At 48.9% G+C, this 13,812-nt stretch carries 6 protein-coding genes, 2 tRNA genes and 3 rRNA genes; 10 read left to right on the top strand and 1 reads right to left on the bottom strand.

Annotated elements, in window-relative coordinates; all coding sequences use genetic code 11:
• The first annotated feature begins 91 nt into the window (after positions 1 to 91).
• The 8 genes from AMJAP_RS16390 (at position 92) to greA (ending at position 10,605) form a co-directional block, all read left to right on the top strand.
• Positions 92 to 1,632, top strand: a 16S ribosomal RNA gene (locus AMJAP_RS16390).
• 93 nt (positions 1,633 to 1,725) lie between these two features.
• Positions 1,726 to 1,802, top strand: a tRNA-Ile gene (locus AMJAP_RS16385).
• 47 nt (positions 1,803 to 1,849) lie between these two features.
• Positions 1,850 to 1,925: transfer RNA gene (locus AMJAP_RS16380), tRNA-Ala, on the top strand.
• Positions 1,926 to 2,154: 229 nt separating this feature from the next.
• Positions 2,155 to 5,047, top strand: a 23S ribosomal RNA gene (locus AMJAP_RS16375).
• A 142-nt stretch (positions 5,048 to 5,189) separates the two neighbouring features.
• Positions 5,190 to 5,305, top strand: a 5S ribosomal RNA gene (gene rrf / locus AMJAP_RS16370).
• Together the 16S, 23S and 5S rRNA genes with 2 tRNA genes alongside form the textbook arrangement of a ribosomal RNA operon.
• A gap of 382 nt (positions 5,306 to 5,687) precedes the next feature.
• The gene (carA, locus tag AMJAP_RS16365; RefSeq protein ID WP_019623109.1) at positions 5,688 to 6,821 is read left to right on the top strand and encodes a glutamine-hydrolyzing carbamoyl-phosphate synthase small subunit; all 1,134 of its coding nucleotides are present in this window, start codon (positions 5,688 to 5,690) and stop codon (positions 6,819 to 6,821) included.
• An 88-nt stretch (positions 6,822 to 6,909) separates the two neighbouring features.
• Entirely contained in the window at positions 6,910 to 10,116 is a 3,207-nt protein-coding gene (gene carB, locus AMJAP_RS16360) for a carbamoyl-phosphate synthase large subunit (RefSeq protein ID WP_019623110.1), read from the top strand.
• A 12-nt stretch (positions 10,117 to 10,128) separates the two neighbouring features.
• Entirely contained in the window at positions 10,129 to 10,605 is a 477-nt protein-coding gene (gene greA / locus AMJAP_RS16355) for a transcription elongation factor GreA (protein WP_019623111.1), read from the top strand.
• Between the two features lie 73 nt (positions 10,606 to 10,678).
• Here greA and AMJAP_RS16350 read toward each other — a convergent pair whose 3' ends face one another.
• Complete coding sequence (locus tag AMJAP_RS16350) at positions 10,679 to 10,981, bottom strand: YhbY family RNA-binding protein (RefSeq protein ID WP_026340258.1); 303 nt, start codon at positions 10,979 to 10,981, stop codon at positions 10,679 to 10,681.
• Between the two features lie 111 nt (positions 10,982 to 11,092).
• Here AMJAP_RS16350 and rlmE point away from each other — a divergent pair, with 111 nt between their 5' ends.
• Together rlmE and ftsH are read left to right on the top strand one after the other, a co-directional pair.
• Positions 11,093 to 11,725: a 23S rRNA (uridine(2552)-2'-O)-methyltransferase RlmE gene (rlmE, locus tag AMJAP_RS16345; RefSeq protein ID WP_040405057.1), complete on the top strand. Its 633-nt coding sequence runs from the start codon at positions 11,093 to 11,095 to the stop codon at positions 11,723 to 11,725.
• Positions 11,726 to 11,814: 89 nt separating this feature from the next.
• Complete coding sequence (ftsH, locus tag AMJAP_RS16340) at positions 11,815 to 13,785, top strand: ATP-dependent zinc metalloprotease FtsH (protein ID WP_019623114.1); 1,971 nt, start codon at positions 11,815 to 11,817, stop codon at positions 13,783 to 13,785.
• The last annotated feature ends 27 nt before the right edge of the window (positions 13,786 to 13,812 follow it).

Raw genomic sequence — 13,812 nt, 5'->3', positions numbered from 1 at the left:
CCAACGTGAATACATTTATTTGTTTTTATGTGAAATTGTTTAATGCTTTGAGCTAGATTTACAGAATGTCTTTTTCCGACATTCTTGATTTAAACTGAAGAGTTTGATCATGGCTCAGATTGAACGCTGGCGGCAGGCCTAACACATGCAAGTCGAGCGGTAACATTTCTAGCTTGCTAGAAGATGACGAGCGGCGGACGGGTGAGTAACGCGTAGAAATCTACCTAGTAGTGGGGGATAGCCCAGAGAAATTTGGATTAATACCGCATACGCCCTACGGGGGAAAGGAGGGGACCTTCGGGCCTTTCGCTATTAGATGAGTCTGCGTCGGATTAGCTTGTTGGTGAGGTAATGGCTCACCAAGGCGACGATCCGTAGCTGGTCTGAGAGGATGATCAGCCACACTGGAACTGAGACACGGTCCAGACTCCTACGGGAGGCAGCAGTGGGGAATATTGCACAATGGGCGAAAGCCTGATGCAGCCATGCCGCGTGTGTGAAGAAGGCCTTAGGGTTGTAAAGCACTTTCAGCAGTGAGGAAAGGTTGGTAGTTAATAACTGCTAGCTGTGACGTTAACTGCAGAAGAAGGACCGGCTAACTCCGTGCCAGCAGCCGCGGTAATACGGAGGGTCCGAGCGTTAATCGGAATTACTGGGCGTAAAGCGCGCGTAGGCGGTTTGTTAAGTCAGATGTGAAAGCCCCGGGCTCAACCTGGGAACTGCACCTGATACTGGCAAACTAGAGTACAGAAGAGGGTGGTGGAATTTCCTGTGTAGCGGTGAAATGCGTAGATATAGGAAGGAACACCAGTGGCGAAGGCGACCACCTGGTCTGATACTGACGCTGAGGTGCGAAAGCGTGGGGAGCAAACAGGATTAGATACCCTGGTAGTCCACGCCGTAAACGATGTCTACTAGCCGTTGGGAAACTTGATTTCTTAGTGGCGCAGCTAACGCAATAAGTAGACCGCCTGGGGAGTACGGCCGCAAGGTTAAAACTCAAATGAATTGACGGGGGCCCGCACAAGCGGTGGAGCATGTGGTTTAATTCGACGCAACGCGAAGAACCTTACCTACTCTTGAAATCCAGAGAATTCGCTAGAGATAGCTTAGTGCCTTCGGGAACTCTGTGACAGGTGCTGCATGGCTGTCGTCAGCTCGTGTTGTGAAATGTTGGGTTAAGTCCCGTAACGAGCGCAACCCTTGTCCTTATTTGCCAGCACGTAATGGTGGGAACTCTAAGGAGACTGCCGGTGACAAACCGGAGGAAGGTGGGGACGACGTCAAGTCATCATGGCCCTTACGAGTAGGGCTACACACGTGCTACAATGGCCGGTACAGAGGGCCGCAAACCTGCGAGGGGGAGCAAATCTCAGAAAACCGGTCGTAGTCCGGATTGGAGTCTGCAACTCGACTCCATGAAGTCGGAATCGCTAGTAATCGCGAATCAGAATGTCGCGGTGAATACGTTCCCGGGCCTTGTACACACCGCCCGTCACACCATGGGAGTGGATTGCACCAGAAGTAGCTAGCTTAACCTTCGGGAGGGCGGTTACCACGGTGTGGTTCATGACTGGGGTGAAGTCGTAACAAGGTAGCCCTAGGGGAACCTGGGGCTGGATCACCTCCTTAAACGATAGCGGATTCTTAGCAAGCGTTCACACGAATTATCTGATCACTGATAGAGAGAGCAACTAGCAGCCGAGAGGCTGTTTTTTATGCGATAGGCTTGTAGCTCAGCTGGTTAGAGCGCACCCCTGATAAGGGTGAGGTCGGTGGTTCAAGTCCACTCAGGCCTACCAATCTTCCGTCATACTCACGAGTAGAACGAAAGATGGTACTAATCATTGGGGCTATAGCTCAGCTGGGAGAGCGCCTGCTTTGCACGCAGGAGGTCTGCGGTTCGATCCCGCATAGCTCCACCATTTACTGAACTTTAAATGGTCTCTAAAGTTTTAAAACATACACATCATCTGATGTTTATTTTTTAAAGCTTTTAGCTTTAAACGCTCTTTAACAATTGAATCCTGTAACAAAACGAGAAAGAAAATGTACAAGCGCTTATCCGGCGTAATGTATCGTTATTTCAGCAGTCATCGAAAGATGACAAATGAAGTTTAATCAGTGACTTTGACAGACCCTTTTGGGTTATATGGTCAAGTGACTAAGCGTGCACGGTGGATGCCTTGGCAGTCAGAGGCGATGAAGGACGTGGTAACCTGCGATAAGGTTCGGGGAGGCGGTAAACGGCCTTTGATCCGGACATTTCCGAATGGGGAAACCCACCCAGTATAAGCTGGGTATCTCTTGAGTGAATACATAGCTCTTGAGAAGCGAACCCGGGGAACTGAAACATCTAAGTACCCGGAGGAAAAGAAATCAACCGAGATTCCCCTAGTAGCGGCGAGCGAACGGGGACCAGCCCTTAAGCTGTGTTGTAGTTAAAAGAACGCTCTGGAAAGTGCGGCCATAGTGGGTGATAGCCCCGTATTTGAAAACTTATACACAGTGAAATCGAGTAGGACGGGACACGTGATATCCTGTCTGAACATGGGGGGACCATCCTCCAAGGCTAAATACTCCTGACTGACCGATAGTGAACCAGTACCGTGAGGGAAAGGCGAAAAGAACCCCTGTGAGGGGAGTGAAATAGAACCTGAAACCGTGTACGTACAAGCAGTGGGAGCGGTCCTTGAGACCGTGACTGCGTACCTTTTGTATAATGGGTCAGCGACTTAATTTTAGTAGCAAGGTTAACCGTATAGGGGAGCCGTAGGGAAACCGAGTCTTAATAGGGCGTTCAGTTGCTAGGATTAGACCCGAAACCGAGCGATCTATCCATGGGCAGGTTGAAGGTTGAGTAACATCAACTGGAGGACCGAACCGACTGTCGTTGAAAAGCCAGCGGATGACTTGTGGATCGGAGTGAAAGGCTAATCAAGCTCGGAGATAGCTGGTTCTCCTCGAAAGCTATTTAGGTAGCGCCTCATATCTCACCTACGGGGGTAGAGCACTGTTTCGGCTAGGGGGTCATCCCGACTTACCAACCCGATGCAAACTCCGAATACCGTAGAGTGCAATTATGGGAGACACACGGCGGGTGCTAACGTCCGTCGTGAAAAGGGAAACAACCCAGACCGTCAGCTAAGGTCCCAAAGTTATGGTTAAGTGGGAAACGATGTGGGAAGGCTTAGACAGCTAGGAGGTTGGCTTAGAAGCAGCCACCCTTTAAAGAAAGCGTAATAGCTCACTAGTCGAGTCGGCCTGCGCGGAAGATATAACGGGGCTCAAACCATACACCGAAGCTACGGATGCTATTTATAGCATGGTAGAGGAGCGTTCTGTAAGCCGTTGAAGGGAAAGCTGTAAGGCATCCTGGAGGTATCAGAAGTGCGAATGCTGACATGAGTAACGATAAGGGGGGTGAAAAACCCCCCCGCCGGAAGACCAAGGGTTCCTATCCAATGCTAATCAGGGTAGGGTGAGTCGACCCCTAAGGCGAGGCTGAAGAGCGTAGTCGATGGGAAACAGGTTAATATTCCTGTACTTTTTGTTATTGCGATGGAGTGACGGAGAAGGCTAGGCCAGCACGGCGTTGGTTGTCCGTGTTTAAGGTTGTAGGTTTAGGACTTAGGAAAATCCGGGTCCTTATAAGACTGAGAATTGATGACGAACCCTCTTTTGGGTGAAGTGGTTGATGCCATGCTTCCAGGAAAAACTTCTAAGCTTCAGATAACAAGAAATCGTACCCCAAACCGACACAGGTGGTCAGGTAGAGAATACCAAGGCGCTTGAGAGAACTCGGGTGAAGGAACTAGGCAAAATGGTACCGTAACTTCGGGAGAAGGTACGCCGGTGCTGGTGATGGGACTTGCTCCCTAAGCTAGCGCTGGTCGAAGATACTAGGTGGCTGCGACTGTTTATTAAAAACACAGCACTCTGCAAACACGAAAGTGGACGTATAGGGTGTGACGCCTGCCCGGTGCTTGAAGGTTAATTGATGGGGTTAGCTTCGGCGAAGCTCTTGATCGAAGCCCAAGTAAACGGCGGCCGTAACTATAACGGTCCTAAGGTAGCGAAATTCCTTGTCGGGTAAGTTCCGACCTGCACGAATGGCGTAACGATGGCCACACTGTCTCCACCCGAGACTCAGTGAAATTGAAATTGCGGTTAAGATGCCGTATATCCGCGGCTAGACGGAAAGACCCCGTGAACCTTTACTATAGCTTCGCAGTGGACTTTGATATTACTTGTGTAGGATAGCTGGGAGGCTTTGAAATCTGGACGCCAGTTCAGATGGAGCCAATCTTGAAATACCAGCCTGGTACTATTGAGGTTCTAACTCAGGTCCCTTATCGGGATCGAGGACATTGTGTGGTGGGTAGTTTGACTGGGGCGGTCTCCTCCTAAAGAGTAACGGAGGAGTACGAAGGTGCGCTCAGCATGGTCGGAAATCATGCATCGAGTATAAAGGCATAAGCGCGCTTGACTGCGAGACTGACACGTCGAGCAGGTACGAAAGTAGGTCTTAGTGATCCGGTGGTTCTGTATGGAAGGGCCATCGCTCAACGGATAAAAGGTACTCCGGGGATAACAGGCTGATACCGCCCAAGAGTTCACATCGACGGCGGTGTTTGGCACCTCGATGTCGGCTCATCACATCCTGGGGCTGAAGCCGGTCCCAAGGGTATGGCTGTTCGCCATTTAAAGTGGTACGCGAGCTGGGTTTAGAACGTCGTGAGACAGTTCGGTCCCTATCTGCCGTGGACGTTTGAGATTTGAGAAGAGTTGCTCCTAGTACGAGAGGACCGGAGTGAACGAACCTCTGGTGTTCGGGTTGTCATGCCAATGGCATTGCCCGGTAGCTACGTTCGGACAGGATAACCGCTGAAAGCATCTAAGCGGGAAGCCCCCTTCAAGATGAGATCTCACTGGGACCTTGAGTCCCCTGAAGAGCCGTTCAAGACCAGGACGTTGATAGGCTGGGTGTGTAAGCGTTGTGAGGCGTTGAGCTAACCAGTACTAATTGCTCGTGAGGCTTGACCATATAACGCCAAAAGCGTTTGGGTCATCTGATTGAAAGACGATATATGCAAGACGGATAAGAGTTTGTACATACTCTCCGACTGATTACAGGATTCAAATGACGCTTGAACAGCAATGTTCAATCGTTAGAGCAACCAGTTTTGCTTGGCGACCATAGCGAGATGGAACCACCCGATCCCTTACCGAACTCGGAAGTGAAACGTCTTAGCGCCAATGGTAGTGTAGGGTTTCCTTATGCGAGAGTAGGTCATCGCCAAGCTTCAAATAAGAGACAGCCCCGATCATTAGTTTGGTCGGGGCTTTTTCGTGTCTGGGATTTAGAAAACAGGCGCTAGACGCGACTGCGTCGCTTGCTCGGACGGCGCTACGCGCCTGCTAGTGGCTGGAATAAGCGTAAGAGTAAAGGTCTTCTTAGTTGTCGTCGGTTCTGGGATTTTTATGCAGATAGAAAGAATGGGTGGCGAGCTGAGATAGACAAAGCGGGCTAGATGAACTAGAATGTCGCCGATTTAGATGTGCTGAATGCATATAAAGAATTCTATCCAAAAAAGCGAGGTGAACATTTTGTTCTACCTCGCTTTTTTGCAACTTACAGTTTATTAATTCTGTTTAGATTTTCGCACTAAGCGGGGAGGTTAATTTTGACAAGACCAGCCATTCTGGCCCTTGAGGACGGCAGTATCTTCCGGGGAGTAGCGATTGGCGCGGATGGCCAGTCCAACGGAGAAGTTGTATTTAATACTTCGATGACTGGCTATCAGGAGATTCTGACGGATCCATCTTATTGCCGTCAGATTGTGACCCTGACCTATCCACACATCGGTAACGTGGGAACGAATAAAGAAGATGAAGAGTCTTCTAATACATGGGTTGCAGGTCTTGTAATCCGGGATCTTCCGCTAGTCGCAAGTAGTTGGCGTAATGAGCAAAGCCTGGATGATTATCTGAAAGAAAAGAATATCGTTGGTATCGCTGATATCGATACCCGCAGGTTGACCCGGATTCTTCGTGAGAAGGGGTCACTGAACGGCTGTATCATGGCTGGCGACATTGATGAAGACAGTGCTTTGGCCGCGGCTAAAGCTTTCGCTGGTCTGAAAGGTATGGATCTGGCGAAAGAGGTTACCACTTCTGAGCAATATCAGTGGACATCAACTACCTGGGATCGTGTCGAAGGTCATCAGGAAATTGATGAAGTAGAGTTGCCTCATCACGTCGTTGCGTATGACTTTGGTGTTAAACGAAATATTCTGCGAATGCTGGTTGAACGTGGTTGTCGTTTGACTGTTGTACCTGCTAAAACACCGGCGGCTGAAGTACTGGCATTGAATCCCGATGGCGTGTTTCTTTCAAACGGTCCGGGTGATCCGGAGCCATGCGATTATGCAATTACAGCTATTCAGGAAATCTGTAAGTCTGATCTTCCTGTCTTTGGTATTTGTCTGGGTCATCAGCTGCTAGCGCTGGCTTCCGGTGCGCAAACTATGAAGATGAAGTTTGGTCATCATGGTGCCAATCACCCTGTTCAGGACTTGAATAGTAAGCAGGTTATGATTACGAGTCAGAATCATGGCTTTGCGGTTGATGAGGGATCAATGCCAGAGAATCTGCGGGCAACTCATAAGTCGCTGTTTGACGGTTCGCTGCAAGGGATTGAACGTACGGACCGGGCTGCATTTAGTTTTCAGGGGCATCCTGAAGCAAGCCCAGGGCCACGCGATGTTGCGCCATTATTTGATCGCTTTATCCGCGATATTGAAGCGCGCAAGGCTTGAAAAGCCAGAGTTAAGACTATACGTATTGCCCGGTGAGAAACTCCCGGGCAGTGTTTAACGAATCATATTTTCGATCGGTTATTTACACATGCCAAAACGTACGGACATACAAAGTATTCTGATCCTCGGTGCGGGTCCTATCGTTATCGGTCAGGCCTGTGAGTTTGATTACTCCGGTGCCCAGGCCTGTAAAGCTCTGCGAGAAGAGGGCTATCGCGTTATTCTGGTTAACTCGAATCCTGCGACCATTATGACCGATCCAGCGATGGCTGATGCCACCTATATCGAGCCTATTCAGTGGAAAACAGTCGCTAAGATTATTGAACAAGAACGTCCGGATGCCTTGCTGCCGACGATGGGTGGCCAGACTGCTCTGAACTGCGCGTTAGATCTAGAGCGTGAAGGTGTTCTGGAGCAGTTTGGTGTCGAGATGATCGGCGCGAATGCTGACACAATAGATAAAGCGGAAGATCGTGATCGCTTTGATAAAGCGATGAAGTCTATCGGCCTGGAATGCCCGCGTGCAGCGATTGCTCACAGTATGGAAGAGGCACTGCAAGTGCAGTCTCAGTTAGGCTTTCCGTCGATTATCCGGCCGTCATTTACAATGGGTGGCACCGGCGGCGGTATCGCTTATAACAAAGAAGAGTTTATCGAGATCTGTGAACGTGGATTGGATCTGTCTCCAACCAGTGAGCTTTTGATCGACGAATCCCTGATCGGCTGGAAAGAGTACGAGATGGAAGTGGTTCGTGATAAAAGCGATAACTGCATCATCATCTGTTCTATTGAAAACTTTGATGCGATGGGAGTGCATACGGGCGATTCTATTACCGTTGCGCCTGCACAGACTCTGACTGATAAAGAGTATCAGTGGATGCGTGATGCGTCTCTGGCAGTGCTGCGTGAAATCGGTGTTGAAACCGGCGGCTCAAATGTGCAGTTCGGTCAGTGCCCTAACACGGGGCGTTTTGTCATTATCGAGATGAATCCGCGGGTATCTCGTTCATCTGCGTTAGCCTCAAAGGCGACAGGTTTTCCAATTGCTAAAGTAGCTGCAAAGCTGGCAGTTGGTTATACCCTGGATGAACTACAAAATGATATTACTGGTGGTGCGACTCCAGCATCATTTGAGCCAGCTATCGATTATGTTGTAACGAAGATTCCACGCTTTACGTTTGAAAAGTTTCCACAGGCTAATGATCGCCTGACTACTCAGATGAAGTCTGTTGGTGAGGTAATGGCGATCGGTCGTACTCAGCAGGAGTCTTTGCAGAAAGCGTTACGTGGCCTTGAAGTCGGTGCAACGGGTCTTGATCCTATTGTTGATCTGGATAGCGAAGATGCTCGTGCTGAGATTGTGCGTGAGATGAAGCAGCCTGGCGCTGAGCGGATCTGGTATGTAGGTGATGCTTTCCGCCTTGGTATGTCTGTTGACGAGCTTTATGAGCTGTCTGGTATCGATCACTGGTATCTGGTTCAGATTGAAGATCTTATTAAGGACGAGCAGCGCATTTCTGAAATGTCTTTGTCTGAGCTGGATAAAGACAAGCTCTTCCGTTTGAAGCGTAAAGGTTTTGCTGATGCGCGTCTGGCTACACTGCTGGGTGTGTCTGAAAAGCAGGTTCGTAAGCGTCGTCACTCAATGGATATTCGCCCGGTATACAAGCGTGTTGATACTTGTGCTGCTGAATTTTCTACTGATACTGCTTACATGTACTCCACCTATGAAGAAGAGTGTGAGTCTAAACCATCTGGCCGTGAGAAAATCATGGTTATTGGTGGTGGCCCTAACCGTATCGGACAGGGTATTGAGTTTGATTATTGCTGCGTACATGCAGCACTGGCTGCTCGTGAAGATGGTTTTGAAACTATCATGGTTAATTGTAACCCTGAAACTGTTTCAACTGACTACGATACCTCTGATCGTCTCTATTTCGAGCCGATTACGCTGGAAGATGTACTGGAAATTGTTCATGTTGAACAGCCTAAGGGTGTTATTGTTCAGTACGGTGGTCAGACACCTCTGAAACTGGCTCTGGCATTAGAGCAAGCGGGCGTTCCTATTATCGGAACTTCTCCTGAAGCGATCGACCGTGCGGAAGACCGTGAACAGTTCCAGCAGTTGCTGAAGCGTCTGGGCCTGAAGCAGCCAGAAAACGCTACTGTACGCTCACTGGAAGAGGCGATTATCGAAGCTGAAAAGCTGGGGTATCCGCTAGTTGTACGCCCATCCTATGTGTTAGGTGGTCGGGCGATGGAAATCGTTTATAAGGAATCTGAGCTGCGTCAGTACATGACGACGGCTGTGCAGGTCTCACATGATGCCCCTGTATTGCTGGATCATTTCCTGAATGCTGCGATTGAAGTCGATATTGACGCCGTTTCCGATGGTGAAACGGTTGTTATTGGTGCAATTATGCAGCACATCGAGCAGGCAGGTGTTCATTCCGGTGACTCAGCATGTTCTTTTCCTCCATACAGCCTTGCAGACGATCTGCAGGATGAGATGCGTGAGATGGTGCGTAAAATGGCACTGGAGCTGGGTGTAGTAGGTCTGATGAATACTCAGTTGGCTTATCAGGACGGCGAAGTTTACGTTATTGAAGTAAATCCACGTGCCTCCCGTACTGTACCTTTTGTGTCTAAGTGTATCGGTGTTTCCCTGGCTAAGATTGGCGCCCAGGTGATGACGGGTAAAACGCTGCAAGAGATCGGGTTCACAGAAGAGATTGTGCCGACTCTCTACAATGTTAAAGAAGCGGTCTTCCCATTCAATAAGTTCCAGGGCGTAGACCCTATTCTTTCACCGGAAATGAAATCGACCGGTGAAGTAATGGGTGTTGGTGAAACCTTTGGTGAAGCCTTTATGAAAGCGCAGTTGGGGGCAGGCGAGAAAATGCCCGATACCGGTAAAGCTTTCGTCTCTGTGCGCGAAGTGGATAAGCACCATATACTGCCGGTTGCCCGTGACTTGGTTGGTCTCGGCTTTACGCTGGTTGCGACTCGGGGTACTGCTGCGTTACTTGAAGCCGAAGGTCTTGAAGTTCAGGTAGTTAACAAGGTGATGGAAGGTCGTCCGAATATCGTTGATATGCTGAAGAATGATGAAATCGTCTATGTTATCAATACAACTGAAGGCCGTAAGGCGATTGCGGATTCAGCCGAGATACGTCGTTCAGCTTTGCAGCATAAAGTACCATACAGTACTACGCTGGCAGGTGCAGAAGCGATGACTAAGGCAATGCAGTATGGTGAAGAGAAAGTTGTACGCCGTCTGCAAGATCTGCACTGAGGAATAAAGAATATGCAAAAGTTCCCAATGACTGTTCTGGGTGAAAAAACACTGCGTGAGGAGCTGGACGACCTTAAAACCGTTCAGCGTCCGATCGTTATTGCATCTATTGCTGAAGCCCGTGAACATGGCGACTTGAAAGAGAATGCTGAATATCATGCTGCTCGTGAACAGCAGGGTTTTATCGAAGGCCGAATTCAGGAGCTTGAAGGTAAGTTGGGCTCTGTTCAGGTAATCGATGTCACACAGATTCCACATACGGGTAAAGTTATTTTTGGTACGACGGTTGAGATTATTAACCTTGAAACTGATGCGACTGTTCGTTATCAGATTGTGGGTGATGATGAAGCGGATATTAAAAATGGCAAGATATCTATCAGTTCGCCGATCGCCCGAGCCTTAATTGGCAAGGAAGAGGGTGACGTTGCGGTGGTACAGACACCTAATGGTGGTGTTGAGTATGAGGTTGATCAGGTATTTCATATCTGACCCTGTTGGATTTAAAAAAACCGCCAATCGGCGGTTTTTTTGTTTGTGTTTGTGATTAATGCCCTGAGATGGGCTAGCGAAGCAGATTGGACAGTTTAGGGTCTGGGGTTTTCGCAGCGCGATAGAACAGTGCAACGTTACCAATTTCCTGAACAATAAGGGCTTCAACGATTTTAGCCATTTCAGTAATCAGCTGCTTCTTAGCATCGCGATCACCGACGGCGAATTTTACTTTGATCAGTTCGTGGTCTTCCAGTGCCCGGTCAGCTTCCAGTAGAATGTTTTCGCTGAGGCCGTTTCCGGCAACGGTGATAATCGGATTCAGCTTGTGGCCGATGGTCCGGAACTGCTTCTTTTGCGTAGAGGTTAAGCTCATACTAAAATACTTGCCTTTGAATAATATTGGAGCGGCAGATCCGCTCAGAATCATAATTGATAGATTTTACCTGAGTTGTGGTGCAGAAAGTAGGCATTACCTCAAATTTGAATGGGGTCATGGGTGGCAAGATCAAAAAGCAGCGGTCGTTGGCTGCAGGAACACTTCGACGATCAGTATGTCAGAAAGGCGAAAGAGTTGGGTTATCGTTCCCGTGCCAGCTTTAAGCTGCAGGAGCTTAACGAAAAAGATAAGCTTATACGTCCTGGTATGACGTTGGTAGATTTGGGAGCCGCCCCCGGTGGTTGGTCTCAGGTGGCGGCTGAACTGGTTGGAGATGAAGGAAGGGTTGTCTCGTCTGATATTCTGGAAATGGACCCTTTACCCGGTGTTCAGTTTATTCAGGGTGACTTTACTGAGGAGACGGTGCTGAATGAAATACTCGAAACGCTAGGTAATGAGCTGGCAGACCTTGTAATTTCTGATATGGCCCCCAATATGAGTGGTATGAATGCTGTTGATCAGCCGGCTGCTATGTATCTGGTTGAATTGGCGTTGGATATGGCTCGTCAGGTACTGCGTCCGGGAGGAGACTTTGTTGCTAAGGTGTTCCAGGGTGAAGGTTTTGATGAATATATGAACGATATGCGTAGTAGCTTTACTAAAGTGTATAGCCGTAAACCCGACTCGTCTCGGGCTCGTTCGCGAGAGGTCTATCTTATTGGGCGAAATTTTCGTCCTTGATATAGTTATTATGGTTTAAGTAATGTACTTTTGTTTGTTTTCCGACGGACATTAATTTTGAGAGAACAGAGGGTTTTCCTTTGAACGATATGGCAAAAAATTTAGTACTGTGGCTGGTCATCGCGGCAGTGCTGTTGACCGTTTTTAATAACTTTAATAGTGAAAGCACCTCGCAAACGCTTACTTACTCTGAGTTTATCAGTGCAGTAAAAGAGGATCAGGTTCGCCGGGTTGTTATTGAGGGTTACACCATTGAGGGTGAGCGGATAAATGGAGAGCACTTTGAAACAGTGCGTCCGGCGCTACAAGATCCTAAATTGGTTGATGATCTGTATAACCATAACGTTCAGATCGAGGGTAAACAGCCTGAGAAGCAGAGCGTCTGGACGCAGTTGTTGGTCGCTAGTTTTCCAATTCTGATTATTCTCGCGATCTTTATGTTCTTCATGCGCCAGATGCAGGGCGGTGGCGGAGGAAAAGGCGGGCCGATGTCATTCGGTAAGTCTAAAGCGCGTATGATGAGCGAGGATCAGATTAAAACCACCTTTGACGATGTAGCCGGTGTTGAGGAAGCAAAAGAAGAGGTCAAAGAGCTGGTCGACTACCTCCGCGATCCTGGAAAGTTTCAGCGGCTGGGGGGGCATATTCCTCGTGGTGTCCTGATGTCAGGTAATCCTGGTACCGGTAAAACGCTGCTTGCGAAAGCTATTGCTGGTGAAGCAAAAGTACCTTTCTTTACAATCTCGGGTTCTGACTTTGTAGAGATGTTTGTTGGTGTTGGTGCTTCCCGTGTTCGTGACATGTTTGAACAGGCAAAGAAAAATGCGCCTTGTATTATCTTTATCGATGAGATCGATGCGGTCGGTCGTCATCGTGGCGTAGGCATGGGTGGCGGTAATGATGAGCGTGAGCAAACGCTTAACCAGTTGTTGGTTGAGATGGATGGCTTTGAAGGGACCGAAGGCGTGATCGTGATTGCTGCGACGAACCGTCCTGATGTACTTGATCCGGCATTGCTGCGTCCTGGGCGTTTTGATCGTCAGGTACATGTTGGTCTGCCTGATATTCGCGGCCGCGAAAAAATTCTTAAAGTACATATGCGTAAAGTGCCATTGGGTGACGATGTAAAACCTGATCTTATTGCGCGTGGTACCCCAGGCTTCTCAGGTGCCGATTTGGCAAACCTGGTAAACGAAGCCGCTCTCTTTGCTGCACGAGCTAGTAAGCGCACTGTCGGTATGGAGCAGTTTGAGCGAGCTAAAGATAAGATCATGATGGGCGCAGAGCGTAAATCGATGGTCATGTCTTATGAAGAGCGGTTGAATACGGCGTACCATGAATCAGGTCATGCCATCGTTGGCCGTCTGATGCCAGAGCATGATCCAGTCTATAAAGTTTCAATTATTCCTCGCGGGCGCGCACTGGGTGTGACGATGTTCCTGCCTGAAGAGGATCGATACAGCCACAGTCGTAAAATGCTTATCTCTAATATTTGCAGCCTCTATGGTGGCCGAATTGCGGAGGAGATGACGCTGGGTAAAGATGGTGTTACGACCGGAGCGTCTAATGATATCCAGCGTGCTACCAGTCTGGCGCGAAATATGGTGGCGCGGTGGGGATTATCTGAAGAGATGGGTCCACTGCTGTACGATGACGAAGAGCAGGATCCATTCAACCGTGGATATGGGCAGGGTGCTAAGCCTATGTCGGAAGATATTCAGCGGAAGATTGATGCGGAAACCCGTAAAATTATTGATCAGTGTTACTCAAATGCGGCTCAGATGCTGGAAGATAACCGGGATATCCTGGAGACGATGACTCAGGCGCTGATGAAGTATGAAACCATTGATAGTGGTCAGATTGATGAGTTGATGGATCGTAAACCTGTCACAGCGCCGGAAGGGTGGCAGGAATCTGACTCCAGAGCGGCTCGGGATGAGGCTGCTAAAGCAAAGGATGAGGAGGAAGATGATTTTGAGCTGGATGATGCAGAAGTCAGCGATGATGATTCCGATGAGTCTGCTCCTGGTTCAGATAAGCCGGATCAGAATCTGCATTAATCCGCATTGTTAATGCCATAAGGCCGG

It is taken from the genome of Amphritea japonica ATCC BAA-1530, from assembly GCF_016592435.1.
In the GTDB taxonomy this organism is placed as follows: domain Bacteria; phylum Pseudomonadota; class Gammaproteobacteria; order Pseudomonadales; family Balneatricaceae; genus Amphritea; species Amphritea japonica.
This window is presented reverse-complemented; position numbering and strand designations above follow the sequence as displayed.